At 62.3% G+C, this 26439-nt stretch carries 24 protein-coding genes; 3 read left to right on the plus strand and 21 right to left on the minus strand.

Translation table 11 applies throughout. The features are described 5' to 3' along the window. Window positions 1-101 precede the first annotated feature (101 nt). Window positions 102-1283: an MFS transporter gene (locus ACWFUC_RS20695; protein WP_288067413.1), complete on the plus strand. Its 1182-nt coding sequence runs from the start codon at window positions 102-104 to the stop codon at window positions 1281-1283. 15 nt (window positions 1284-1298) lie between these two features. Beyond that, entirely contained in the window at window positions 1299-2396 is a 1098-nt protein-coding gene (locus tag ACWFUC_RS20700; protein WP_489623164.1) for an SDR family oxidoreductase, read from the plus strand. Window positions 2397-2492: 96 nt separating this feature from the next. Here ACWFUC_RS20700 and ACWFUC_RS20705 read toward each other — a convergent pair whose 3' ends face one another. From ACWFUC_RS20705 to ndk, 15 genes are all read right to left on the minus strand, one after another. Continuing rightward, window positions 2493-3023 carry a phosphoribosyltransferase gene (locus ACWFUC_RS20705; RefSeq protein ID WP_034332511.1) on the minus strand — a complete coding sequence of 177 codons (531 nt, stop codon included), beginning with the start codon at window positions 3021-3023 and terminating at the stop codon, window positions 2493-2495. Window positions 3024-3076: 53 nt separating this feature from the next. Next, the gene (locus tag ACWFUC_RS20710) at window positions 3077-4390 is read right to left on the minus strand and encodes an adenylosuccinate synthase (RefSeq protein WP_088753376.1); all 1314 of its coding nucleotides are present in this window, start codon (window positions 4388-4390) and stop codon (window positions 3077-3079) included. Between the two features lie 3 nt (window positions 4391-4393). Further along, window positions 4394-5554 carry an ATP phosphoribosyltransferase regulatory subunit gene (locus ACWFUC_RS20715; protein ID WP_134222766.1) on the minus strand — a complete coding sequence of 387 codons (1161 nt, stop codon included), beginning with the start codon at window positions 5552-5554 and terminating at the stop codon, window positions 4394-4396. 271 nt (window positions 5555-5825) lie between these two features. Further along, window positions 5826-6719 (minus strand): protease modulator HflC, encoded by an 894-nt coding sequence (gene hflC / locus ACWFUC_RS20720; RefSeq protein ID WP_134222767.1) that lies wholly within the window; start codon window positions 6717-6719, stop codon window positions 5826-5828. After that, the gene (gene hflK / locus ACWFUC_RS20725; protein WP_489637314.1) at window positions 6719-8077 is read right to left on the minus strand and encodes an FtsH protease activity modulator HflK; all 1359 of its coding nucleotides are present in this window, start codon (window positions 8075-8077) and stop codon (window positions 6719-6721) included. Before hflK ends, hflC begins: the two co-directional genes overlap by 1 nt. 89 nt (window positions 8078-8166) lie before the next feature. After that, on the minus strand, window positions 8167-9291 hold the full coding sequence (gene hflX / locus ACWFUC_RS20730; protein ID WP_121041887.1) for a GTPase HflX: 1125 nt from the start codon (window positions 9289-9291) through the stop codon (window positions 8167-8169). A gap of 39 nt (window positions 9292-9330) precedes the next feature. Further along, a complete protein-coding gene (gene hfq, locus ACWFUC_RS20735; protein ID WP_006463311.1) occupies window positions 9331-9570 on the minus strand; it encodes an RNA chaperone Hfq in 240 nt (79 codons plus the stop codon). Between the two features lie 139 nt (window positions 9571-9709). Then, complete coding sequence (gene der, locus ACWFUC_RS20740) at window positions 9710-11053, minus strand: ribosome biogenesis GTPase Der (RefSeq protein ID WP_039785362.1); 1344 nt, start codon at window positions 11051-11053, stop codon at window positions 9710-9712. 26 nt (window positions 11054-11079) lie between these two features. Next, complete coding sequence (bamB, locus tag ACWFUC_RS20745) at window positions 11080-12279, minus strand: outer membrane protein assembly factor BamB (RefSeq protein WP_134135984.1); 1200 nt, start codon at window positions 12277-12279, stop codon at window positions 11080-11082. 140 nt (window positions 12280-12419) lie between these two features. Beyond that, the gene (locus ACWFUC_RS20750) at window positions 12420-13064 is read right to left on the minus strand and encodes a YfgM family protein (protein ID WP_489623165.1); all 645 of its coding nucleotides are present in this window, start codon (window positions 13062-13064) and stop codon (window positions 12420-12422) included. A gap of 45 nt (window positions 13065-13109) precedes the next feature. Continuing rightward, a complete protein-coding gene (hisS, locus tag ACWFUC_RS20755; protein WP_039785359.1) occupies window positions 13110-14465 on the minus strand; it encodes a histidine--tRNA ligase in 1356 nt (451 codons plus the stop codon). A gap of 130 nt (window positions 14466-14595) precedes the next feature. After that, window positions 14596-15858, minus strand: coding sequence for a flavodoxin-dependent (E)-4-hydroxy-3-methylbut-2-enyl-diphosphate synthase (ispG, locus tag ACWFUC_RS20760; RefSeq protein WP_204726644.1), 1263 nt, complete (start codon window positions 15856-15858; stop codon window positions 14596-14598). A 13-nt stretch (window positions 15859-15871) separates the two neighbouring features. Continuing rightward, window positions 15872-16966: a RodZ domain-containing protein gene (locus tag ACWFUC_RS20765; RefSeq protein WP_489623166.1), complete on the minus strand. Its 1095-nt coding sequence runs from the start codon at window positions 16964-16966 to the stop codon at window positions 15872-15874. 300 nt (window positions 16967-17266) lie between these two features. Beyond that, on the minus strand, window positions 17267-18439 hold the full coding sequence (gene rlmN / locus ACWFUC_RS20770) for a dual-specificity RNA methyltransferase RlmN (protein ID WP_121041897.1): 1173 nt from the start codon (window positions 18437-18439) through the stop codon (window positions 17267-17269). Between the two features lie 96 nt (window positions 18440-18535). After that, window positions 18536-18961: a nucleoside-diphosphate kinase gene (ndk, locus tag ACWFUC_RS20775; RefSeq protein ID WP_034333977.1), complete on the minus strand. Its 426-nt coding sequence runs from the start codon at window positions 18959-18961 to the stop codon at window positions 18536-18538. Between the two features lie 268 nt (window positions 18962-19229). Between ndk and ACWFUC_RS20780 the strand changes: the two genes are divergently transcribed. Further along, window positions 19230-19919, plus strand: coding sequence for a Bax inhibitor-1/YccA family protein (locus tag ACWFUC_RS20780; RefSeq protein ID WP_039785351.1), 690 nt, complete (start codon window positions 19230-19232; stop codon window positions 19917-19919). Between the two features lie 75 nt (window positions 19920-19994). Here ACWFUC_RS20780 and rlmD read toward each other — a convergent pair whose 3' ends face one another. From rlmD to ACWFUC_RS20810, 6 genes are all read right to left on the minus strand, one after another. After that, entirely contained in the window at window positions 19995-21356 is a 1362-nt protein-coding gene (rlmD, locus tag ACWFUC_RS20785) for a 23S rRNA (uracil(1939)-C(5))-methyltransferase RlmD (RefSeq protein WP_489623167.1), read from the minus strand. Window positions 21357-21497: 141 nt separating this feature from the next. After that, a complete protein-coding gene (rpoS, locus tag ACWFUC_RS20790) occupies window positions 21498-22511 on the minus strand; it encodes an RNA polymerase sigma factor RpoS (protein ID WP_489637315.1) in 1014 nt (337 codons plus the stop codon). A gap of 3 nt (window positions 22512-22514) precedes the next feature. Beyond that, window positions 22515-23498 carry a peptidoglycan DD-metalloendopeptidase family protein gene (locus ACWFUC_RS20795; RefSeq protein ID WP_489623168.1) on the minus strand — a complete coding sequence of 328 codons (984 nt, stop codon included), beginning with the start codon at window positions 23496-23498 and terminating at the stop codon, window positions 22515-22517. 221 nt (window positions 23499-23719) lie between these two features. Further along, window positions 23720-24685 (minus strand): protein-L-isoaspartate(D-aspartate) O-methyltransferase, encoded by a 966-nt coding sequence (locus tag ACWFUC_RS20800; RefSeq protein ID WP_134222775.1) that lies wholly within the window; start codon window positions 24683-24685, stop codon window positions 23720-23722. After that, complete coding sequence (gene surE / locus ACWFUC_RS20805; RefSeq protein ID WP_121041905.1) at window positions 24682-25419, minus strand: 5'/3'-nucleotidase SurE; 738 nt, start codon at window positions 25417-25419, stop codon at window positions 24682-24684. The genes ACWFUC_RS20800 and surE overlap by 4 nt, the downstream gene beginning before the upstream one ends. A 72-nt stretch (window positions 25420-25491) precedes the next feature. After that, complete coding sequence (locus ACWFUC_RS20810; RefSeq protein WP_121041907.1) at window positions 25492-26439, minus strand: flagellar brake protein; 948 nt, start codon at window positions 26437-26439, stop codon at window positions 25492-25494.

A 26439-nucleotide genomic window follows, 5' to 3' on the forward strand; every position in this document is an offset into this window, starting at 1 on the left:
TCTCAACAAAGACTGCGCGCACAATCCTTCACATCGCTGCGACTCCATTTCGGGTTCGGCAGCCGGAAACCCTCATTACTCCTCATTCTGGAAGGATTGCCATGCCAATTGCACTTTGGGCGCTGACCATCAGCGCATTCGCCATCGGGACTACCGAGTTCGTCATCATGGGCCTGCTGCCGGAAGTAGCGACCAACCTGGGCGTGAGCCTCTCTTCGGCCGGTCTGCTGGTAACCGGTTATGCGCTGGGCGTGTTCGTGGGCGCCCCGCTGGTCACGGCCACCACCGGACGGCTGCCGCGCAAGACCTTGCTGATCGCCTTGATGGTGGTCTTCGTCATCGGCAACCTGGCCTGCGCCATCGCGCCGGGCTATGCCACGCTGATGATCGGGCGCGTGGTGGCCTCCTTCGCCCATGGTGCCTTCTTCGGTGTCGGTTCGGTGGTCGCCACCAGCCTGGTCCCAAAGGAAAAGCAGGCCTCGGCCATCGCCCTGATGTTTACCGGCCTGACGGTGGCCAACGTGCTGGGCGTGCCCTTCGGCACCTGGCTGGGTCAGATCTATGGCTGGCGCGCCACCTTCTGGGCCGTCACCGTCATCGGCGTGATCGCGCTGGCTGCGACCGCCGTGCTGGTGCCGCGCTCGCAAGGCGGTGAAGAAGCCGACTTCGGCAAGGAAGTGCGCGTGCTCATGCGTCCGCAGGTCATGCTGGGGCTGTTGATGACGGTGTTGGGCTTTGGCGGCGTGTTCGCGGCCTTCACCTACATCGCCCCGATCCTGACCGACATCAGCGGTTTCCCGGCCTCGGCGGTCTCGCCCATCCTGCTGCTGTTCGGCCTGGGACTGGTGATCGGCAACCTGGCCGGCGGCAAGCTGGCTGACCGCAAGCTCATGGCCACCCTGCTGGGCAGCCTGGTGCTGCTGGCGGTGGTATTGGTGCTGTTCGGGCTCACCAATGAAAACAAGATCGCCGCCATCATCGGCGTGGGCCTGATGGGCATGGCGGCCTTCGCCACCGTGCCGCCACTGCAAATGCGCGTGCTGGAAAAGGCGACCGGTGCGCCCAACCTGGCCTCCTCGGCCAATATCGCGGCCTTCAACCTGGGCAATGCTGCGGGTGCCTGGCTGGGTGGCGTGACCATCGATCATGGGCCGGGCCTGCATGCGGTGCCTTACGTGGCGGCGCTGCTGCCGCTGGCAGGGATTGCCGTGGCCCTGGTGAGCTGGAAGATGGATGCACGACCGGCCGCGCTGACCCGTACCGAACGGACTACCCCCATCTGATTGACGGAGCCCGCCATGACCCAGACCCCAAGCACTTCCCCGCCGCAGCGCCAGACCGCCCTGGTAGTGGGCGCCCACGGCGTGATCGGCAGCCAGTTGATCGCGCACCTGCTGTCCCTGCCGCAGTGGGAGGTGATCGGCCTGTCGCGCCGGGGTGGCGAGCACCGCAAGCAGGAACGACTGCGCCACGTTTCCGTGGATCTGCTCGACGCCAGCGATGCCAGACACCAGTTGGCCCCGCTGGAACACGTCACCCACGTGTTCTATGCGGCCTATCAGCATCGCCCCAGCTGGAGCGAACTGGTGGCCCCCAACCTGGCCATGCTGCAGAACACGGTGCAGACGGTGGAAGCCCACGCGCCCGGCTTGCGCCATATCAGCCTGATGCAGGGCTACAAGGTCTATGGCGGCCATCTCGGTCCCTTCAAGACGCCGGCGCGCGAAAGCGAAGCGCAGTTCATGCCGCCCGAGTTCATGTTCGACCAGCAGCGCTGGCTGGAACAGCGGCGCGTCGAGTCAGGCCGCTGCTGGAGCTGGTCGGCACCGCGTCCGGCGGTCGTGGGCGGCGCGGCCCTGGGCAACCCGATGAACCTGGCGCTGGCCATTGCGCTGTATGCCTGCATGAGCAAGGCGCTGGGGCTGCCGCTGCGCTTTCCCGCCAAACCGGGGGCTTACGACAAGCTGGTCGAAATGACCGATGCCCGCCTGCTGGCCAAGGGCACCGTTTGGGCCGCCACCACCGAAGCGGCTGCCAACCAGGCCTTCAACATCGGCAATGGCGACCTGTTCCGCTGGAGCGAGATGTGGCCGAAGATCGCCCGTTATTTCGGCATGGAAGTGGGCACGCCGCTGCCGCTGAAACTGGCCGAGGTAATGGCGGACAAGGCGCCGTTGTGGGAAAGGATCGTCACAGCACATGGCTTGAAGCAGCATCCTTATGCTTCACTGTCGGCATGGGAATTTGCCGACTTCGTGTTCTCGTGGGACTACGACATGTTCGGCGATGGCAGCAAGGCCCGGCGCCTGGGCTTTCACGAGTATGTGGAGACGGAGCAGATGTTCTATCAACTCTTCGATACCTTCAAGGAACGCAAGATCATTCCGTGGTCCTGAAGCGTTGCACCGGTCATCAACAGACGAAAAAAAGAGCTTGCCGCGGCAAGCTCTTTTCACGTCTGACATCAGCTTCAATCAAACCAAAGCGAACGATCAGGCACCCTTCTTGATCCAGGCCGCCAGCTGATGCGGGCCCAGGCCGTCATATTCTTCGAACGGCTGGTGAATCCAGGGATTGGTCGGCAGGTAGTCGATGTGGAAATCGGGTTCCACGACCGAGCAGGCCTTCCACCAAAGGACGGCACTCTTGATCTCGGTGACGGACGGGTAATGCTCCTTCAGGTGGACCATCACCTTCTGCAGGGTGACGCCGGAATCAACCAGGTCGTCCACCAGCAGGATGCGGCCACCCAGGGTTCCCTTGGTGATGGTGATGTACTTGGCGATGTCCAGGGAGCTGCGGATGGTGCCGGCCGCTTCCCGGTAGGAGCTGGTCGAGAGAATGGCCAGCGGGACATCGAAAATGCGCGACATCACGTCACCCGGGCGCAGGCCGCCGCGCGCCAGGCACAGCACCTGGTCGAACTGGTAGCCGGATTCGTAGACCTTCAATGCCAGTCGTTCGATCAGGCGGTTGTAGTCGTCCCAGGAGACCCAGAGGTCTTTGTCGTCAGAGATCTTCATATTGTTGATTGCTTCGTAGTGCCTTGTGCCCTTGCGGGCGATTGCGTGGTGAATTACTTGAACGGATGGCGCAGGACGATGGTCTCTTCGCGGTCCGGGCCGGTGGAGATCATGTCGATGGGCACGCCCACCAGTTCCTCGATGCGCTTGATGTAAGCGCGGGCGTTGGCCGGCAGAGCGTCCAGCGTCTTGGCGCCGACGGTGGTCTCGGACCAGCCGGGCATTTCTTCGTAGATCGGCTCGCAGGCAGCGGCTTCTTCAGCGCCGACCGGGAAGATGTCCACGGTCTTGCCGTTGAGCTTGTAGCCGGTGCACAGCTTCAGCGACTCCAGGCCATCGAGCACGTCCAGCTTGGTCAGGCACATGCCGGAGACGCCATTGATCTGCACCGAGCGCTTGAGCAAGGCGGCATCGAACCAGCCGCAGCGGCGCGCACGGCCGGTGACGGTACCGAATTCATGGCCGACCGACGCCAGGTGCTTGCCGGTGCCGGCGTCCGTCGGCAGTTCAGCCGGGAACGGACCCGAACCGACGCGGGTGGTGTAGGCCTTGGTGATGCCCATGATGTAGTGCAGCATGCCCGGACCCACGCCCGCACCGGCGGCGGCATTGCCGGCCACGCAGTTGCTGGAGGTGACGAACGGATAGGTGCCATGGTCCACGTCCAGCAGGCTGCCTTGCGCGCCTTCGAACAGGATCTTGCCGCCGGCCTTGTGGATGGCGTACAGGTCGCTGGAGACATCGGTGACCATCGGCTTGATGCGCGGCACGTTGGCCAGGGCATCGTCCAGGGTCTTCTGGTAGTCCACCGGCTGGGTCTTCAGGTAGTGGGTCAGCACGAAGTTGTGGTAATCCAGGTTGGCCAGCAGCTTTTCGGCAAAGCGCTTTTCGTTCAGCAGGTCAGCCACGCGGATGGCGCGACGGGCCACCTTGTCTTCGTAGGCCGGACCGATGCCCTTGCCGGTGGTGCCGATCTTGTCCACGCCACGGGCCGCTTCACGCGCCACGTCCAGCGCCACGTGATACGGCAGGATCAGCGGACAGGCGTCCGACACCTTCAGGCGCGAGCAAACTTCCACGCCGGCGGCTTCGAGCTTGTCGATTTCGCGCAGCAGGTCGGGCACCGACAGCACCACGCCGTTACCGATGTAGCAAGCCACGCCTTCGCGCATGATGCCCGAGGGAATCAGTTGCAGCGCAGTCTTCTTGCCGCCGATGACCAGCGTGTGGCCGGCATTGTGGCCGCCCTGGAAACGCACCACGCCCTGGGCGTGATCGGTCAGCCAATCGACGATCTTGCCCTTACCTTCGTCGCCCCATTGCGTACCGATGACGACGACATTCTTTGCATTGCTGTTCTGTAACATGACTCAACCCAAGTTTTTGATAATCCAGTTTCCATTGCTGAAATCGAGTGCGCGATCGCAATCGAATTCGTCCTGATCGTGTTCGTGGCCGGGAAGGCTTTGGATCACGATCTCTCCCGCTTGCCGCAATTGCGCTATTTTCTCACGCAGACCGGCGTCCCTGCCCCAAGGGGCGAGGATGGCGCGTTTTCGTTCTGCGCCCGGCATCAGTCGTGCCAGTTCACGCAGGTCCAGGGAGAAGCCGGTAGCCGGCCGTGCACGGCCGAAGGCTTCACCCACATGGTCGTAGCGGCCGCCGCGCACCACCGCATTGGGCAGGCCCGGCACATAGGCTGAGAACATCACGCCGCTGTGGTAATGATAGCCGCGCAGGTCGGCCAGATCGATGGTGACAGCCGCGCCTTCATGGCCGGCTGCCAGTTCCACTACGGCCTGCAGCTCGTCGAGCGCCTGGCCGATGCCCGGCAGCGCCGGCAAGGTGATGCGCGCGCGCGCGATGACGGAAATGTCGCCGTACAGGTTGGGGAGCGCCAGCAAGGCTGCGCGCGTGCCTTCCTGATAGGAGGCCGTAATTTCCTTCAGACCCGGCACATCCTTGGCCTGCAGCAGCCCGAAGAGCTGGGCTTCGTCACGCTTGGCACCCGCATCGTTGGCGATGATGGCGCGCAGCACGCCGACGTGGCACAGGTCCAGGCGGATGGTGCGCATGCCGGCCAGGGCCAGCGAATTGAGGGCCAGTTCCTGGATCTCGGCGTCGGCTTCGATACCGGCGTGGCCATAGATCTCGGCACCGATCTGGATCGGTTCGCGGGTAGCGTGCAAGCCCGTCGGGCGCGTATGCAGGACGCTGCCGGCATAGCACAGGCGCGTGACCGAGGCGCGATTGAGCAGGTGGGCGTCGATGCGCGCCACTTGCGTGGTCATGTCGGCGCGTACGCCCAGGGTGCGGCCGGAGAGCTGGTCGACCAGCTTGAAGGTGCGCAGGTCGGTATCCTGGCCGGCACCGGTGAGCAGCGATTCGAGGTATTCCAGCAGCGGCGGCATGACCATTTCATAGCCATAGAGGCGGAAATTGTCGAGCAGGCGCCGGCGCAGTTCCTCGATCTTGCGCGCTTCGGAGGGCAAGACATCGGCGATGTTTTCGGGAAGAAGCCAGTTAGGCATAAACAAAAGTCAAAGCAGAAAAAAACGGTTTGCGTACTTGCGTGGTTCGGACAGCCAGATCAGAAGCAGCCGCCCAGACGAACAATCGGGGCGGTCCGGGAATGCCTGCCGCCCCTCTTCTTGCACACCGGGAAAATTGCACCCTGGCACATTGTGTCCGACCAAAAAAGGAAAGATGCCCTTTACCAGCGGCATCCATCCGGTTTGCCCTGCCCGCCGGAAATACGCGGCGGCGCAGAACTGTTCACATTATCGCCTGATAAGCGGATTTTTACTTCTTCGCAGCGCTGGTATTGCCGCCGCCGACTCCCTTGAAGTACTTGAAGAACTCCGAGCTCGGATCCACCACCATCACATCGTGACGGTTCTTGAAGCTGGCACGGTAGGCTTCGAGGCTGCGATAGAACTTGTAGAAGTCCGGGTTCTGGCCGAAGGCCTGCGCGTAGATCTGGGAAGCCTTGGCGTCACCGGCACCACGGATCTTTTCGGATTCGCGATAGGCTTCGGCCAGGATCACCACACGTTGGCGATCGGCGTCAGCGCGAATCTTTTCGGATTCGGCAGCACCCGTGGAACGCAGCTCATTGGCGACTCGCACACGTTCGGACTTCATGCGTTCGAACACCGAGTTGTTGATCTGGTCCACGTAGTCCACCCGGCGCAGGCGCACGTCGATGACTTCCACGCCGATCTGCTTGGCTTCGTTGGCCACCCGAGCCTGGATGGCATCCATGACGTTGTTGCGCTGGCTGGAAATCACTTCGCGCACGGTGCGCTTGGTAATTTCATCATTCAGCGCAGCCTTGACGATCTGCGACAGGCGATCTTGCGTGCGGCGCTCATCGGCACCAAAGCTGACGAAATACAGGCGCGGATCGACGATGCGCCACTTGACGTAGGCATCCACCAGCACGTTCATCTTTTCGGCGGTGATGAAGCGGTCGGCGTCAGGGGTATCCAGGGTCTGGATGCGCTTGTCCAGGTACATCACGTTCTGGAACGGCGGCGGCAGCTTGAAGTGCAGGCCGGGTTCGCTGATGACCTGCTTGACTTCACCCAGGGCAAAGACGATGGCCGAGGAACGCTGGTCGACCACGAAGATGGTGGACGAAGCCAGCCAGATCGCCACGACGGCGACGATGACGGAAGTGACGAGGCGGCCCATCAGCGCACCTCCCTATCACGCGCATCACGGGGATCGCGGTTTCTCGAATCTCGCATCAGCTCGGAAGAATACACAGTGTCGTTTCCTGCAGTCGAAGTGGTGGACGCCGCGCCCGCCGAGGGCTGTACGGTCGACGATGCCGGGGCCTTGCCGCTGGCCGGGGCCGCGTCGCCGGCACTTTGCTGGATCAGCTTGTCCAGCGGCAGGTACAGCAGGTTGCGACCATTCTTGGCATCGACCATGACCTTGGTGGTATTGGCGAAGATCTGCTGCATGGTTTCCAGGTACATGCGGTCGCGGGTGACGGCCGGGGCCTTGGCATAGGCTTCCTGCACCTGGGTGAAGCGCGAGGCATCACCTTCGGCGTTGGCGGTCACGCGGGAGCGGTAGGCTTCGGCTTCTTCCAGCAGGCGCGAGGCGGCACCGGAGGCGCGCGGGATCACGTCGTTGGCATAGGCCTGGCCTTCGTTCTTGAGGCGCTCACGGTCCTGGCCGGCCTTGACGGCGTCGTCGAAGGCGGCTTGCACCTGTTCAGGCGGTTGCACGCCCTGCATGGTGACGTTGGTGATCTGCACGCCGGACTTGTAGCGATCCAGGATCTGCTGCATGCGCTGGCTCACGTCGAGCGCCACCTTTTCACGGCCTTCGTAGAGAACGAAGTCCATCTTGCTGCGGCCGACGATTTCACGGATGGCCGTTTCGGCAACCTGGCGCACGGAATCATCCGGGTCACGGTTGTTGAACAGCCATTCGGCGGCATTCTTGAGCTTGTACTGAACGGCAAACTGGATGTCGATGATGTTTTCATCATCGGTCAGCATCAGGGATTCCTTGAGCTGCTTGTTGCGTACGTTGCCGCGGTAGCCGATTTCGGCGGTACGGACCTGCGACATGTTGACGATCTCGTGGCCCTGGATGGGATACGGCCAGCGCCAGTTGAAGCCCGGCAGCGTAGTGTGGCTGTAGCGGCCGAAGGTGGTGACCACGGCAGTCTGGCCTTCCTGCACGATGAAGAAGCCGCTGGCCAGCCAGAGGAAGGCCACGATCACGGCGATCACGCCCACGCCGATGCCGGCGCCCTTGACGTCGCCACGATTGAAGCCGCCGCCACCGTTGCCGCCGTCGGAACCGCCACCGCCCTTGCGGCCCAACAGGCCGGCGATGCGCTGGTTGAAGTCGCGCCAGAGCTGGTCGAGGTCAGGCGGGCCGTCGTTGTTGCCGGACGGTTTTTCGGGCCGTTTGTCGCCGTTACTTCCGTTATTCTGATTCTCGCGGTTGTCGTTTTGCGAACCACGTCCCCATTGGGGGTCGTTCAACGAAAACTTGACACCGATTTTCCTGAATAAAGACACAAGCATGCGTTTGCGTTCCGGCTGAAGTGATGGATTAAGAGAATCTAGGAGGAATGCGCGCCAGGAACGTGCAACGAACCGTCCCCTCGAACGGCTCAAGCGTGCATGTCTTCGGAATCGACTGGCTGGGAACGGCTGCGACCCCTGGCCTCCAAGGCGGCCTTGAGCGAAGCGGCGATCGCTTCGCGCAGCAGATCCAGGCCAGCACCAGACTTGGCACTGACGAAAACCCGCTGGATTTTACCATACTCGTCATACTCGACCGTCGGTTCCAGACCGGCGGCGTCGATCTTGTTCCAGACCAGGATCTGCGGCACGTGGTCGGCACCGATTTCCTTCAAGACCAGGTTGACCTGCTCGATCTGTTCCATGCGCACCGGGCTGGCAGCATCCACCACATGCAGCAGCAAGTCGGCGTGGATGGTCTCTTCCAGGGTGGCCCGGAATGCCTCGACCAGCTGGTGAGGCAGTTCGCGGATGAAACCCACGGTGTCCGAGATCACCACATGCCCGACCTCGCCCAGGTAGACGCGACGGGAAGTCGTGTCCAGTGTGGCGAAAAGCTGGTTGGCGGCATACACGCCGGCCTTGGCCAGCGAGTTGAAGATGGTCGACTTGCCGGCGTTGGTATAACCCACCAGCGAGACCGAGAAGGTTTCACTGCGTCCGCGCGCTCGGCGCTGCGTGGCGTGTTGCCGGCGCAGCTTGGCCAGCACCGCACGCAGCGCCTTGACGCGCTCGCCCAGCAGGCGGCGGTCGGTTTCCAGCTGGGTTTCACCGGGACCGCGCAGGCCGATACCGCCCTTCTGCCGCTCCAGGTGGGTCCAACCGCGAATGAGGCGGGTCGCCAGGTGCTGCAGCTGGGCCAGTTCGACCTGCACCTTGCCCTCGTGACTCTTGGCCCGTTGGGCGAAGATGTCGAGGATCAGGCTGGTACGGTCGAGCACACGCACCTTCAGCACCCGCTCCAGGTTACGTTGCTGGGCCGGTGAAAGAGCGTGATTGAAAATGACCAGTTCGAGCTGGAGGTCGGCGACGGCGTCAGCGACTTCTTGTGCCTTGCCGGTACCAACGAAGAGAGCGGCATCCGGACTGGCACGGCGGCCGGTGATGGTGATCACCGGTTCCGCACCAGCCGATTTTGCCAGGAGGAAGAGCTCATCCAGACTAGCGGCGAAATCGTTCTTGCCGAAGTCCAAGCCGACTAACGCGGCACGCATGTCAAAATGCCCACGGCGTCAAGCCGGCCAGGTAGACCATTATTCGTCGGACGAGGATTCGAGACTGAGGTTGACCGCACGTGCAGGCACGACGGTAGAGATGGCGTGTTTGTAAACCATTTGCGTAACGGTGTTGCGCAGCAGGACCACGTATTGATCGAAAGACTCCACATGGCCTTGCAGCTTGATGCCGTTGACCAGATAGATAGAGACGGGAACGTGCTCTTTTCTCAATGCGTTCAGGAATGGGTCTTGTAACAATTGCCCTTTGTTGCTCATGGCAGCTCCACGGTGTTGTTGTGATTAGGACTTGGAGGCACTTCAAGGAAAATCAAGTGCTTGACCAACTTTATGCTATTCAATTTAAACGATTTTGGCTCCAACGCCAAAAACATTGATCGAATAGCAGGATTTACGATTATTTTTCCTGCCGGATGAAAGGATTCTTGCCCGACCTGAACTCGATACGCAGTGGAGTGCCCACCAGAGAGAAAGTTTCCCTGAAGTGCTTTTCCAGATAACGTTTGTAGTTGTCGTCGATGGCTTCCAGTGCATTGCCGTGGATCACCACCACCGGCGGATTCTGGCCACCCTGGTGAGCATAGCGCAGCTTGGGGCGGATCGAACCCTTGCGGCGCGGTTGCTGGTGTTCCAGTGCCTCTTCCAGTGCGCGCGTGAGGCGCGGGGTGCTCAGCTTGGCCATGGCGGCAGCATAGGCCGAGTCGATGGACTTCATCAGCGGACCGATGCCGGTCGACTTCAGGGCTGAAATGAAGTGGAACTTGGCGAAGGAAAGGAAATTCAGTTTGCGCTCCAGATCCATCTTGATCTGGTTGCGCTGGTCGCTTTCCATGCCATCCCATTTGTTCACACCGACCACCAGCGCCCTGCCAGACTCCAGCACGAAACCGGCGATGTGGGCATCCTGCTCGGAAATATCCTGCTGCGCATCCAGCAGCAGCAGCACGACGTTGGCGTCCGAAATCGATTTCAGGGTCTTGACCACGGAAAACTTCTCGATGGCCTCGAAGACCTTGCCACGGCGGCGAATACCGGCGGTGTCGATCAGGGTGTAATGACGCCCTTCGCGTTCGAAGGGAATCTCGATGGAATCACGGGTCGTGCCCGGCATGTCGAAGGCGATCACGCGCTCTTCGCCCAGCAGGGTATTGACCAAAGTCGACTTGCCCACGTTGGGACGGCCGACGATGGCGATCTTGGTGCCGCGCACGGCCGGTTCCTCGGCTTCGGGCTCCTGGGCGCGCTGGGCGTCGACCTGATCCAGGGCTTCTTCCACCAGGTCGGCCACGCCATCACCGTGGGCAGCGGAGATCACGTAAGGATCGCCCATGCCCAGCTCATAGAAGTCGGCGGTGACCGAGGTGTACTTCATGCCTTCGGACTTGTTGACCACCAGCAGCACGGAACGGCCGCACTTGCGCAGGAAGTCGGTGATGGTCTTGTCGTGCGGCGTCAATCCCTGGCGGCCGTCGACGATGAACACCACGATGTCGGCCTCGACCACCGCCTGCTTGGTCTGCTTGGCCATCTCATACATGATCCCGTCCTTGGCGACGGGTTCGAAGCCACCGGTATCGATCACCAGGAACGGACGTTCGCCGACCCGGCCTTCGCCGTAGTGACGATCGCGCGTCAGGCCGGGCAGGTCCGCCACCAGCGCATCGCGGCTGCGGGTGAGCCTGTTGAACAACGTCGATTTGCCGACGTTGGGACGGCCTACAAGTGCAATTACCGGTTTCATTTCTTTTCTTGGGGGTCGTTCGTCACTTATTCAGCGACGACGGAGACCACGGTTCCTGATTTGGTTTGGAAAACGACAGACGAGCCGGTCGAAACCGGAGGCGCCTGGACAGCACTGCCGTCGGTAGCCAGACGGGCCACGAAGGCACCATCTTCCCGCGACAGGAAGTGAATATAACCCTGGAAGTCAGCCACCGCCACCGCCTTGCCCACTGCGATCGGGCTGGACAGCTGGCGATTCTTCAGGCGGTCGTTGCGCCAGATGACGGCACCGGTATCGCGTGCGAACTCGGTGACGGCACCATTGACATCGGCCGCATAGACGTAGGCGTCATCCAGATTGACGCCGACATCGCTGGAAAACTCCTTGATCCAGCGCACATTGCCGTTGAGCAAATCGAAGCAACCGATACGCCCCTGGTACGACACCGCACAGATATCACGCGAACCCAGCGCCGGCACGCCCGACACGTCGGAGATGCGTTCCAGTTCGGTGGTACCGCGCGGATCGCCCACCGGCACTTCCCAGCGCGGACCGCCGTTGTTCAGTGCCAGGGCCGACAGACGGCCACCCGGCAGGGCCACGAAGGCGGTCTGCGAACCGATCACGATGCCCGGCGCATTGCGCAGGGTCAGCGACGGCACGTTGCGCTGGACCATCCAGCGCTGGCTGCCATTGTCGGCATCATACGCGGTCACGCGGTTGTCGATGCTGCGAATGACCACCAGGCCCTCGCCCACGGCCGGAGCCGACAGTACTTCGCTGGGTGCCTGAGCGCTCCAGGTCGGCTTGCCGGAGGCGGCATCGAAGGCCTGGATACGGCCCTTCTCGGCCACCACCACCACGGTGCTGCCATCGCTGCCGACACCAGCCGTCAGGTTGCCTTCGGCACGGCTGCGCCACAGGGTCTGGCCATTCTGGGCGTTGATGCGCACCACGGTGCCATCATTGGCGGCGGCAAACACGCTGCCGGCGGCGAAAGCCGGGCTGAACTGGTAGCTGCCGGCCTTGCCGACCGATACCGTCCACGCAGCCTGGGCGCGCATCTTCTGGGTGAATTCGACCAGCGGGGCCGGCGGATTCGGATCTTTCTTGCTGGAGAACAGCGAGCAGCCGGACAAGGCCACCACAGCCGCCATGGCGGCCACATTCAGCGCCAGCTTGCAGGCGCTACGGGATCGAGCAAAGGATGTTGCCTTGGCAGCAGTGGCTGTCACACTACGCATATTCTGTTTCCTCTAAGCGATGGATGGATTCGCGGTGGGATTGCGATTCAATTCGGGGTTGCATCTGCAACCCGCCAGGCCACCGGTGCGCCACAGCGAACCGGGACCCGGAGCATTCTTCAGTGGCGCGAGCGCCGGCCTCAGGCCTTGGGCGCTTCGCCTCCGATGGCGTCGAGCTTGATCTGGATCAGTTGACGACCCGGATCCTTGGCGTCGCTCTTTTCCAGCGCCAGCTTGTAGGCGCTGCGGGCTTCGTCGCGCTTGCCCTGGGCGGCCAGCACATCGCCCTTGCGGTCGGCAATGGCACCGGCGAACTGCGCGGGATAGTCACCCGACAGCACCTTCAGCGCCTCCTCATACGCCTTGGCATCGAGCAGCACGCCCGCCAGGCGGACGGCAGCGATGGCCTTGTATTCCTTGCCACGGCCGTGGTCGATCACCCATTGCAGCTGCTTCTTGGCCGCTTCCAGGTCATTGGCATCGAAGGCCGACTTGGCTGCCACCAGGGCGCTCATCTCGGCGTAGGCGGTGCCGCTGAACTTGTCCTGGATGTCGGCGGCGGCGCGTTGCACCTTGGCATTGTCCTTGGCTGCCAGCGACTTCTGCTGTTCTTCGTAGAGCACCGAGGCTTGCGCCGACTGGCGGCCCTGCCAGGTGTTCCAGCCGGTCCAGCCGGCGTAGGCGGCCAGCGCGATGATCAGCGCCCAGGTCACCAGGTTGCCGTATTTCGCCCACCAGGCCTTGATGGAATCAAGCTGTTCTTGTTCTTCGAGATCGTATGCCATGTAACTCTGCGTTTAGATAAGTTGACGGTCGAGGTGGACGGGTCTTCAGGGGTGATAGTGCACGTGGTCGTGATCATGGTCGTGATCGCCGACGATCTGTTCCACGATGTAGTCGACCACGCCGTCGAAGGCCATGTTGCTCTGGTTGGCACGCCCTTCCTCGGCATTGCCTTCGCGCATGTGCTTGACGGTGGCAGTCCCGGCCTTGAGCTCGTCTTCACCGATGATCACGGCAAAGGCAGCACCGCTGGCGTCGGCGCGCTTCATCTGCGCCTTGAACGAACCACCACCATTGGACGATGCGCAATGTAGCACAACATCGAGCCCGGCAGTCCGCAAACGTTCAGCCAGAACGAAAGATTGCAACTGTGCTTCTTCGCCTTGATGGACCAGATAGACGTCGCACTGGTTCGGTGCATACTGCTCGCCATTGGCCTTCATCAGCTCCAGCAGGCGTTCCACGCCCATGGCGAAGCCACAGGCCGGGGTCGGCTTGCCGCCGAACATTTCGATCAGTGGATCGTAGCGTCCACCGCCGCAGACCGTGCCCTGCGAGCCCAGCTGGTCGGTGACCCACTCGAACACGGTACGGTTGTAGTAGTCCATGCCGCGCACCAGGCGCGGGTTGATGGTGAAGGGAATGTTGTTGTGGCGCAGGATCTTCTGCACGCCCTCGAAGTGCGCGCGCGATTCTTCACCCAGGTAATCCAGCAGCTTGGGGGCGGCGTTCACCATCTCCTGCATGGCAGGATTCTTCGTATCCAGGATGCGCAGCGGGTTGGCGTGCAGGCGGCGCTGGGCGTCGGTGTCCAGCAGGTCCTTGTGCTGTTCGAAGTAGGCAATCAGGTCGGCACGGTGCTTGTTGCGCTCTTCGGCGTTGCCGATGGAGTTCAGTTCCAGGCGGATGTCGGACAGGCCCAGGTCATCCCACAGGCGCTGGCACATCATGATCAGTTCGGCATCGATGTCCGGGCCGCTGAAACCCACGGCTTCGGCGCCGACCTGGTGGAACTGGCGATAACGGCCGCGCTGCGGACGCTCATGGCGGAACATGGGGCCGACATACCACAGGCGCTTGGGACCGTCATAGGTCAGGTTGTGTTCCAGGGCAGCGCGCACCACGCCGGCGGTGTTTTCCGGGCGCAAAGTCAGGTTGTCGCCGTTCATGGAATCGGTGAAGGAATACATTTCCTTCTCGACGATGTCGGTCACCTCGCCCAGGCCGCGCGCGAACAGCGCGGTCGGCTCGACGATGGGGGTGCGGATCTGCTGGAAACCGTAGCTCTTGAGTACCGATTGCACCGTGTTCTCGAACAGCTCCCACAACGGGGCGTCTGCCGGCAGGATGTCATTCATGCCTTTGACGCCAACGATTTTTTCGACTTTCTTTTGTTCTGACATACCGAAACCCGGAGTTTTTACTTTTTACTTCATTTCTGGAAACTGGTATCTGACGCATCTTTCGTGCGACGCACCAGCGCAAGTGTACTGCATGGCCCGCAACGCCCTATGGTGGCGGGCTCCACGGTGGTCAGGAATGGCTGCCCTGACCGTAATGCGATTCGACATACTCCAGCACCACCTTCTGGAATTCCTCGGCGATGCGTTCGCCGCGCAGGGTCATCTTCTTTTCGCCATCGATGAACACCGGTGCCGCCGGCGACTCGCCGGTGCCCGGCAGGCTGATGCCGATGTTGGCGTGCTTGGACTCACCGGGACCATTGACGATGCAGCCCATGACGGCCACGTTCATGGCTTCCACGCCGGGATACTTGCCCTTCCAGACCGGCATCTGCTCGCGCAGGAAGGTCTGGATCTTGTCGGCCAGGTCCTGGAACACGGTCGAGGTGGTGCGGCCACAACCCGGGCAGGCGATCACCATCGGGGTGAACTTGCGCAAGCCCATGGTCTGCAGGATTTCCTGGCCGACCACCACTTCCTTGGTCCGGTCGCCGCCCGGCTCGGGGGTCAGCGAGATGCGGATGGTGTCGCCGATGCCTTCCTGCAGCAGCACCGACAGCGCCGCCGTGGAGGCCACGATGCCCTTGCTGCCCATACCGGCCTCGGTCAGGCCCAGGTGCAGGGGGTAGTCGCAGCGGCGCGCCAGCTCACGATAAACCGCGATCAGATCCTGCACGCCGGAAACCTTGCAGGACAGAATGATCTTGTCACCCGACATGCCCAGCTCCTCGGCGCGCTGGGCGTTCTCGATGGCCGAGGTGACCAAGGCTTCATACATCACCGCCTGGGCCGACCACGGCTCGGCACGACCGGCGTTTTCGTCCATGATGCGCGCCAGCAGCGCCTGGTCCAGGCTGCCCCAGTTCACGCCGATGCGCACCGGCTTGTCGTACTTGCAGGCCACTTCGATCATCTGGGCGAACTGGGTATCGCGCTTGGCGCCCTTGCCCACGTTGCCGGGATTGATACGGTATTTGGAGAGCGCCTGGGCGCACTCCGGATAGTCGGTCAGCAGGGTGTGGCCGTTGTAGTGGAAATCGCCCACCAGCGGCACATCCACGCCCATGCGGTCGAGCTGCTCGCGAATGGCCGGCACGGCTGCGGCGGCCTCGGGCGTATTGACGGTCAGGCGCACGATCTCGGAGCCGGCCCGGGCCAGTTCCTTGATCTGGATGGCCGTCCCGATGGCATCCGCAGTGTCGGTGTTGGTCATGGATTGCACCATGACCGGGGCACCACCACCCACGATGATCTCGCGCGCCCCATGGCTGATGACCACGCGGCGGCTGTTGCGGCGGGCCAGCGGCCCGGAGGCGATCGGGAAGGAAGACATGATGGCAGTCGACTCAGTTCAGGTTCAGGCGTGCAACATTGCTGCCGCCCGGGGTTTTCAGGTCCAGCGGCTGGCCGCGCAGGCTGGCGTCAACACCGGCGGCGTTGCCGATGATCAGGGTCGTGGCGTCCGAGACATCAAAGGTCTCGGTGGTGCCGGCCTTGAGCAGGCGCGAAATCACGGTGCTCTTGTCGGCACGCCGGATTTCCACCCAGGAATCCTCGCGGAAGGTCAGGCGCAGCAAATCCTTGCTGTTGACGATGTTCAGGCCACTGGGGACAGTGGTCGAGGCCATCTGGGCGGGCGCAGCCGATGCGGCAGACACAGCCGCCGGGGCCGGCGTGGATGCCGGCTGGCTGGCTGCCGGCGTGGCGGCCTGGACCGGTTCCGGCTTGGCCGCCACCGGGGCCTGAACTAGCGGTGCAGGTGCCTCCGCAACGGGAGCAGCAGGCTTGGCGGGCTCCTCGGCGGGTGCGGACGTGATTGTTTCAACGCGGGCATTCACCGGTGTCTCGGTGGAAGAAGCGGTCTCGGCCGACTGCACATTCTGCGCATCCGGAGAGGTGCCCGACGCTGCTGCTGCCTCCTCGTGATGCGATTTGAGGAAGGCCAACTGCGGCACATTGGCACCGAGTTCAGTCCAGCGCACGGCTGCCGCGCCTGCCAACAGGGCGACCACCACCACACCGGCGACGATGGGCAAGGCCGAGCTGTTGCCGCGCGTGCTCATCATCATGGCCGGCAGCGGACCTTCCGAGAACGGCGTGGAGAGCTGGTGCTGCGGCACGATGTGGTCGCGCTGCTGCACGGCCGACTCCTGCGGCAAGGAAGCCGTCACGGCATTCACATCCAGCCCCAGCACCTTGGCATAGCTGCGCACGAAACCGCGCGCGACGGCCAGGCCGGGCAAGGCTGCGTAGTTATCCGCTTCGATCGCCAGGATCTGGCGCGGGGCCAGCTTCACCAGGCTGGCTGCCTGCTCGATGGTCCAGCCCTTCTTCTGACGCGCTGCCGCCAGCGCGGCGCCGGGCAAGACCTGGGCCGGGGACGATGGACCAGGATCTTGCGGTTGCTGCGACGACATTTCGTTCATTTGTTGATCACTCATCAAATGCTCCACATGGAAAAGCTTTTTTTAGCCGGCCCTGGCCGGATTCTTCTGGAGCGTCCCTGCGCGGCTCCTGCCGCGTCCCTCCGGGGAAATTCGACAACTTCAGCCCATCCTGAACCATAACGGCAGAACGGACGATCATTTCAGCAAAAACACAAAAAGGACGTGCGATGCCTGCGCCCCAGCGCAACATCGACGCCCCCGTTACCCATTCTGTAAAAAGCGGCAGCTGATCCCTCGCCGTGGCGGCGAAGGCTGGTACCGCAGGACCAGCAAGGACATGGGACCACCCTGCCGTCACCCGGAGATCTCCACGATGCGGCCAAAGTCCTTGCCGAACTTGGCCTGGTATTCGGCCATTTTCTGCATGCGTTCCTGCACCCGTGTACGATCCTTCACTTCGCCGGCCAACTGGCCGCAGGCGGCATCGATGTCGTCGCCACGGGTCTTGCGGATGGTGGTCACGATGCCGGCATCCATCAGGATCTGCGCAAACGCCTTGATGCGCGGATTGTGCGAGCGCTTCAAGCCCGACTCGGGGAAGGGATTGAAGGGAATCAGGTTGAACTTGCAGGGGATGGCGGTCTCGCCTTCCTTCACCAGCGCGACCAGTTCGCGCGCATGGGTGTCGGTGTCATTGACGCCATCGAGCATGCAGTACTCGAAGGTGATGAAGTCGCGCGGCGCGAATTCCAGATAGCGTTTGCAGGCCAGCATCAGCTCGCGCAGCGGGTGCTTGCGATTGAGCGGAATGAGCGAATCGCGCAGCACATCGTTGGACGCGTGCAGCGAGACAGCCAGCGCCACCGGGCACTCCTGCGACAGCTTGTCGATCATCGGCACCACGCCGCTGGTGGAGAGCGTGACGCGGCGGCGCGACAGGCCATAGGCATTGTCGTCCAGCATCAGGCGCAAGGCGGTCACGGTCGGCTCGAAGTTGAGCAGCGGCTCGCCCATGCCCATCATGACCACGTTGGTGATCTGGCGCTCACCCTTGGGGCCGCCTTCGATGCCCTTGGTCTTGCGCAATTCGAATTCCGCCATCCACAGCTGGCCGATGATTTCGGCCACGGTGAGATTGCGGTTGAAGCCCTGCTTGCCGGTGGAGCAGAAGCGGCAATTCACTGCACAGCCCGCCTGCGTCGAAACGCACAGCGTGCCGCGGTTTTCTTCAGGAATGAACACGGTTTCCACCGCGTTGCCCTGGCCCACGTCGACCAGCCACTTGCGTGTGCCATCGGTGGAGGTATGGTCGCTGATGATGGCCGGCGCACGGACTTCGGCGCGGGTCTTCAGCTTGTCGCGCAGCGATTTGGCCAGGTCGGTCATCTGATCGAAATCAGACACGCCGAACTGGTGTATCCATCGCTGCAACTGCTTTGCACGAAACGGCTTCTCACCCAACTCGCCGCAGTAGGCGACGAGTTGCGCGGGATCCATATCCAGCAGATTGGTGAGAGCTGTAGTCATGATGCTTGCGGTCGGGACCAAGGCAGAAAGACGCGACAGGGATTGCAGCGCCGGTTTCCGCCCCGGCCCGGAAGACCGATGAAAAACAGGAACAGATTAACGCGAATAAACGTTCAGCGCCGGGAAGAAGTAGGCAATTTCGCCCTTGGCGGTTTCTTCAGCGTCCGAACCGTGCACGGCGTTGGCGTCGATGGAGTCGGCGAAGTCGGCGCGGATGGTGCCCTTCTCAGCCTTCTTCGGATCGGTTGCGCCCATCAGGTCGCGGTTCTTCAGGATGGCGCCTTCGCCTTCCAGCACCTGGATCATCACCGGGCCGGAGATCATGAAGTCCACCAGGTCCTTGAAGAAAGGACGCTCACGGTGAACAGCGTAGAAACCTTCAGCTTCAGCGCGCGACAGTTGGGCCATGCGAGCAGCGACGACCTTCAGGCCGGCGTTTTCGAAACGGCTGTAGATCTGACCGATCACGTTCTTGGCGACGGCGTCAGGCTTGATAATCGACAGGGTGCGTTCAATTGCCATGAGAAAAACTCCAATAAAAATAAAGGCTTAAAGCCAATAATTGTTAATTCAATGAACCTTGTATTTTAGCATGAAACCATCAGATATCATGTCAATTCACCTGCTTTGACACGGCATACGGGCAGTAGCGCATTGAAACCAGCCAGGATGCGCGAGATAACGGCCTCACATAAAGTGCCCGCATCTCGAACCAGAGCGAGGGAAGACTTGTCTTAGCAGTGAGCCATCGTGCTATTCTCTGGCTCGCATTCAACGCTTCGGAGGACATATGAATCAACTGGACACGACCTTCGGCCACTCGACCACGAGTCTGGCCACCCGCAACCGCGTTCTGCGCAACACCTACTGGCTGCTGGCGCTGTCGATGATCCCGACCGTGCTGGGCGCCTGGCTGGGCGTGCAGATGCATTTCAGCCTGTTTGCCGCCAGCCCGATGATCGGCTTCGTGCTGTTCCTGGCGATCGCCTTCGGCTTCTTCTACGCGATCGAGAAGACCAAGAATACCGGCTGGGGTGTAGCTTTCCTGCTGGGCTTCACCTTCTTCATGGGCCTGATGCTGTCGCGCCTGATCGAGTACACGCTGGGCTTCTCCAACGGCGCCGGACTGATCATGACGGCCTTTGGCGGCACCGCCATCATCTTCTGCGGCATGGCCACCATCGCCACCGTCTCCAAGCGTGACTTCTCGGGCATGGGCAAGTGGCTCTTCGCAGGCGTGCTGGTGATCCTGGTGGCTTCGCTGGCCAACATCTTCCTGCACCTGCCGGCGCTGCAACTGACCATCTCGGTGGTGGCCATCGCCATCTTCTCGGCTTACATCCTGTATGACGTGCAACAGGTGGTCAACGGCGGCGAAACCAACTACATTTCGGCCACGCTGGCGATCTACCTGGACGTCTACAACGTCTTTGCCAACCTGCTGTCCATCCTGGGCATCGTTGGCGGCAACCGAGACTGATCTCGCGAATATTGCTTCAAATGAAATAAAAATGCCGGCGCAAGCCGGCATTTTTTTCGTCTGCCGCCCTCGACCTCACTCGGGCAGATCGAACACGGCGATGGATTCCACGTGGGCCGTATGCGGGAACATGTTCACTACGCCAGCATACTTGAGCGCATAACCGCCGAGATGCACCAGCATGCCGGCGTCACGCGCCAGCGTGGCCGGGTTGCAGGAGACGTAGACGATACGCTTGGGCTTCAGGTGCTGCTGTTCCGATGGCAATTCCACGAGGGCCTTGCAGACTTCCATGGCACCTTCGCGTGGCGGGTCGATCAGCATGCGATCGAACTTGCCCAGCGCCACGAAATCCTCCGGCTTGGCTTCGAACAGGTTGCGACAATAGAAACTGGTCTTGGCATCGACGCCATTGACCTTGGCATTGTCCAGTGCGCGCTCGGTCAGGGCCGTGCTGCCTTCGATCCCGACCACTTCGCGTGCCAAGGTAGCGATGGGCAGCGTGAAGTTACCCAAGCCGCAAAACAGGTCAGCCACGCGATCCTGCGGCTGCACATCCAGCAGGCGCAGCGCACGGGCCACCAGAACGCGGTTGATCTGGTGATTCACCTGGGTAAAATCGGTCGGCTTGAACGGCATGCGGATACCGAATTCAGGCAAGGTGTACTGCAGGCGCGATTCGGTGGGATAGTATGGCGCTGCCGTATCCGGTCCCTTGGTCTGCAGCCACCATTCGATCTTGTGCTCGTCGGCAAAGGTCTTGAGCAGGGTTTCATCGGCCGGGCTCAGCGCCTCCATGATGCGCAACACCAGTACGGTAACCTTGTTGCCATCGTCGCCCTCACCTACGGCCAGCTCGATCTGCGGCATGCGATCACGAATCGACAGCGCTGCCACCAGTTCACGCAGCGGCACCAGCATGGCCGACACATTGGGCGGCAGGATTTCACAAGTCTTCATATCGGCGATGAAGGACGAGCGCTTTTCATGGAAGCCCACCAGCACCCCACCCTTCTTGGCCACGTGGCGCACCGAGATGCGGGCGCGATAGCGATAACCCCAGGTGGGACCATAGATGGGACGCAGCATGACCTCGGCCTTGGTCTTGCCCAGGTGCCAGAGGTTGTCTTCCAGCACGCGCTGCTTCATGGCGACCTGGGCCGACGGCTCCAGATGCTGCATGGCACAGCCGCCGCAGGTGCCGAAATAGTCACACCTGGGCTTCACCCGCAGCGAGGACTCGCTATGCAGCGTGGTCATCACGCCCGCTTCCCACTTGGGTTTCTTGCGATAGGACTGGAAACTGACCCGCTCGCCCGGCAGCGCGCCTTCGACGAAGATGACCTTGCCTTGCGTGCCATCCTCGTTTTGGAGATGACCAACGCCGCGCCCGTCCATGTCGAGCGACTTGATTTCAATGATGATGTCTTGTTGCATGAGGGAAACCACAGGGTAGGACCGAAGCCCGCTGCCGAAAACAAAAGCGGTATTGTCCGCGATCCGGGACCGCGAGGGAAGCAGCAAGCGCATCCGGACCGCGCCGGCCCGCGAAAACCACTGCAATATAGAGGAAGCGCCCTAGAACAACGCGTCGCGGCTCACGCCGCGCGAGGTCAGCAGCCGCTTGAGCTTGACCAAAGCCTCCTGCTGCACTTGGCGCACACGCTCACGAGTGATGCCCATCTCGCCCGCCAGTTGCTCCAGCGTCGAGGGATCGTCGTTGTCCAAGCCGAAGCGGCGGGCCACCACTACACGTTGTTTTTCGGACAAGCTCTTGAGCCACTCCCGGATCAGCAAGGCCATTTCCTGGCTTTCGGCACGGGTGTCCGGATGCTCTTCGACGGCACTGGGCAAGAGATCCATCAGGCTGGCCTGCGGGTCGTTATCGAGCGGGGTGTCCAGCGAGGCTGCATGTTCGGACAGGGCCAGCACATCCTGCACCTCTTCCACCGGGCGGTCGACCAGGTGCGCGATGTCTTCGGCGCTGGCGTCTCTTCCGTCACGTTGCTGCGCTTCGAGGTGATATTTTGCGCGGAGAATCTGGTTCAGCTCGCGCACCATATGCACGGGAAGCCGCACGGTACGGGCCTGATTCATGATGGCGCGCTCGATGCTCTGGCGGATCCACCAGGTGGCGTAGGTAGAGAAGCGGAAACCGCGCTCAGGCTCGAACTTGTCGATGGCGCGCATCAGGCCGAGGTTGCCCTCTTCGATCAGGTCCAGCAGGGCCACGCCCCGGTTGATGTAGTGCTTGGCGATTGACACTACCAGCCGCAGGTTGTGCTCGATCATCTTCTGGCGCGCCTCGAATTCGCCGGCCTTGGCCTGGGTGGCGAAATGCAGCTCTTCGGCCGCCGTCAACAGCGGCTTGGCACCGATCTTGTTGAGGTAATGCTGGGTGGTGTCGGTGGAGAGTTCAGCGGCAAGCACCTTCTTGAGCTCGTCCACGCCTTCGGCCGGGGCAGCCTCCTGGGGCTGCTCGGCAGCATCGCCGTCAATCACTTCCGGTTCATCGATCTCCTCGATGGGATCGTCCATATCCTCTTCACGAGGGCCCTGGTCTGGCAAGTGATCGCGGCGATTGCTTGTCATACGCTAGCGTGGCGGTAAGTATTTTGAAGGATCAACAGGTTTACCCTGCTGGCGGATCTCGAAATGCAGTTTGACGCTGTCGCTGTCGGACTTGCCCATTTCAGCGATCTTCTGTCCCTTGATCACCGCCTGGCCTTCCTTGACAAGGATGGTCTTGTTGTGGGCATAGGCCGACAACAAGTTGTTGGTGTGCTTGATGATCACCAGGTTGCCATAGCCACGAATGCCGCTACCGGCATACATGACCTTGCCACCGGCTGCTGCCAGCACGGCCTGGCCATCCTTGCCTGCAATGTCCACACCCTTCTTGCCGCCTTCGAAGGTGCCGATCACCTTGCCGTCGGCCGGCCACATCCAGGTCACGCCTTCATCATCGCTGGCGACCGGCGCCTGGCTGGCTGCCGCCGGCTTGTCCGCTGCATGCGGCGCTTCCGGCTTGGCGACAGCCGCAGGGGCTGCAGCAGGTGCGGCTGCCGGTGCAGCATCAGGCTTTTCCAGTTCAGCCAGGGCGCTTTCCGAGTAGGCGCGCTTGTCACCGCGCGGACCAGTCTTGTTGCTGCCCGAGGCCATCGGTGCTGCAGCCGGTGCGGCGGCGCCTGGTGCACCCAGCGGCTTCACATCCAGGCCTGCGCCCGGCGCGGCAGCCACGGTCGCCGTCTGGGCCGGACCGGCACGATCGGGCGGCGCCACGCGCAGCACCTGGTCGACCTTGATGTCGTTCGGGTTGGTCAGATTGTTCCAGGCGACGATGTCGCGCCAGTTCTGCCCGACGTCCAGGGCGATGCGATACAGGGTATCGCCCTTCTTGACCGTGTAATAGCCACGTCCCGACGGGGCCGGCACCACCGGAGCGGCAGCAGCATCGGCCGGCTTGGCGGTGCTCGACGTGCGCTCGACGACGGGCGCCGGCTGCTGATTCGGTGTCGAGCCGCAGGCGGCCAGCAAACTGACGACACTGCCCAATACAGCCAAACGAATTTTCTTCATGCTCTTACGTTAGATTTTGTACGACGCTAGTTGACACGCAGCCAGCGCCAGAAGTTCATCAGGGAAATGCGGCCCCCTCGCCTGCCCATCCGCTCTTTTCATCGACCCGCGGCTTGGATGCTTGTGCTTGTTGCCGCCCGTTCCCTGTTCGATGATGCGTGGCGGACCTGATATCCGCCGGTTTTGCTCATTGCGTCCTGCTCATGCCGGGCTTTTCCGACCTACACCGTTCCCGGCCGCAGCGGCACGAAATGGCACTGTTCCAGGGTGGTACGGCGCCAGTCGCGCTGGCCGACACGTTCAATCAGTTCCAGCACCTGCTGGCGTTCGCCCACGGGCGCTACCAGCCTGCCGCCAATGGCGAGCTGTTCCAGCAGGGCCTGCGGCACTTCGAGACCTGCCGCCGCGAGGATGATGCCATCAAACGGCGCAACTTGCGGCAGGCCAAGCATACCATCTCCGTAATGCAAGCGGATGTTCGCCACGCGCAAGGGACGCAGATTGGTCTTGGCCAGTTCATGCAAGGGCTTGATGCGCTCGATGGAATACACCTCGCCTGCTACCCGCGACAGTACGGCGGCCTGGTAGCCGCAGCCGGTGCCGATCTCCAATACCCGGTCCAGGCGGCCGCCATGGCGATTCTGGCGCATCAGTTCGATCATGCGCGCCACGATGTAGGGCTGCGAAATGGTCTGGTGATGGCCGATCGGCAGCGACGCATCGATATAGGCCTGGCTGGCCAGGCCGGGTTCCACAAACATGTGGCGCGGCACTGCCTCCAGCGCGGCCAGCACCTTGGCATCGGCCACACCCTGCTTGGCCACGCGCGCCACCATGGCCTTGCGCACCGCTTCCGAGGCCAGCGGCGAGGCATGATGGGAAGCATTGGTCTGGGTCACCGTCATGACGTTCCTGACGGCCGTGCGCGGCACCGGCGCGGCGCTCAGCAGCGGCTGGGCCGGCGCTACCGGCGCGCGCGGTGGTGCCGGCGGCGGACGCAGCGCCTGGGCCAGGCCCTGCTGCACCGGCTTCAAGGCCGCACGCTGCGATGACTGAGCGGCATTCTTGGCCGCCGTCTGGGTCGTGGCCTGAGGCCGGCCAGCCGCATCCCGCCCGGCGTTGGCGGTCTTTTTCTTGTCGACCACCGAGGACAGGCTCAGCGGAAAGCGGCTGGGCTTGTCGCTCATGCAAGCGCTTTCTTGAGATTGTCCAGTTGCGCGGTGTGCGTCAGGTCGATCTGCAGCGGCGTGATGGAGACGTAGCCATTGGCCGTCGCATGGAAATCGGTGCCCTCGCCACCATCCTTGGCGGCCCCGGCCGGGCCGATCCAGTACAGGTCCCGGCCATGCGGGTCAGTCAGCTTGTGCACCGGCTCGGACATGTGGCGTTTGCCCAGACGGGTTGCCACGCAGCCCTTGATCTGCGCATACGGCAGGTTGGGAATGTTGACGTTGAGCAGGTAAGGCTTGGGCAGGCTGTCGAAGCGGCGCTCAACGATCTCGCGGGCGATGCGTGCGGCCGACTCCAGCTCGCCCCAGCCCTTGTGGAGTTGCGAAAACGCAATGGAAGGAATGCCGAACAGAAAACCCTCGGTCGCCGCCGCCACCGTGCCGGAATAGAGCGTATCGTCGCCCATGTTCTGGCCCTGATTGATACCGGAGACGATCAGGTCAGGACGCTCCTTGAGCAAGCCGGTCAGCGCCACGTGGACACAGTCCGAAGGCGTGCCATTGAGATAGTAGAAGCCGTTGGCGGCCTGCTCCACCCACAGCGGGCGATCCAGCGTCAGGGAATTGGAGCTGCCCGAGCGATTGCTGTCGGGGGCCACCACGGTGATGTCGGCGATCGGTGCGAGGGCTTCGGCCAGGGCATTGATGCCGGGTGCCAGGTAGCCGTCGTCGTTGCTGATGAGGATTTTCATGGCCTGAATTTTAACCGAAGCCGAGCTTTGGACAGCCCCTCCTCCTGACATTCTCCTGCCCTGTTGCGTCGTCTATTCCTGCAGCGTCAGTTCCTGATAGACATAGGCTGACAGCACCAGTTTGTCGCGCACCGTCAGTTGCGCAAATTCCACCCCGTACTGATGGAAATCGGCCTCCCCCAAAGACTCCACCGTCCGCAGGACCACCGGCAGTTCCAGCGGCAACTGCTGGTCCGCCACCGAGGCCACGAAACGCAGCTGGCCCGTCACGCCCTTCTTTGCCGCCACCTTGCCGGAAAGCGAGGTCGCCACCAGCGAAGCCCCAGCCAAACTGAGGTCGATCACGCTGGCGGCCAGCGGCTGGCTGCCATCCACCGCGAGATAGCCTTCCGCCCCGACAGGCACGCGGGTGGCCTGGCGGATGACGGTGGAACGTACCTCCTTGGGCAGGGAGACATGAAGGTAAACGAAAGGAGTTTGCTGGTACTTCAGCAGTTGCGCCGCAAAAGCATAGGCGCGGCGACCGGTCAGGGCGCGCACCACGAAGCCCTGGCCTTCCCGCACGAAGAGCTGCTTGCCCTCCTTTTGTGGCGCTGTCACCAGGATACTGCGGTTGGGCAAGCAGCCCACCAATGACACCGCATAGCGCTGCGCGGCATCGTCGGCAAATTGCAGCCACAAGGTATCGCCGATCTGCCAGCGCACCTCGTCAAGCGTGATCACGGTTTCCTGGCCGCGCACTGCCGCAGAGGGCTTCAAAGGTTTTTTGCCACCCTGCTTCTTGCGCAAGACGTCGCGTGCCTGCGGCAACGGTACGGATTCGGTATCCGGCTCGGCAATCCAGTTGGCATTGCGGTAGAGACCGTTTTCGATCAGCCCGGCCAGTTGATCCGGTGTGTCGATCAAGGTACCGCGTGCCAGCAGGAGCTTGCCGGCATCGTTGTAGATCGGCCAGGGCGCGGGGCGGCCCAGGGCGAGTTCGGAGGCGCGCACCGGCACCAGCGAGGTGTGATCTGCCAT

The organism is Herbaspirillum sp. Her4, assembly GCF_057961335.1.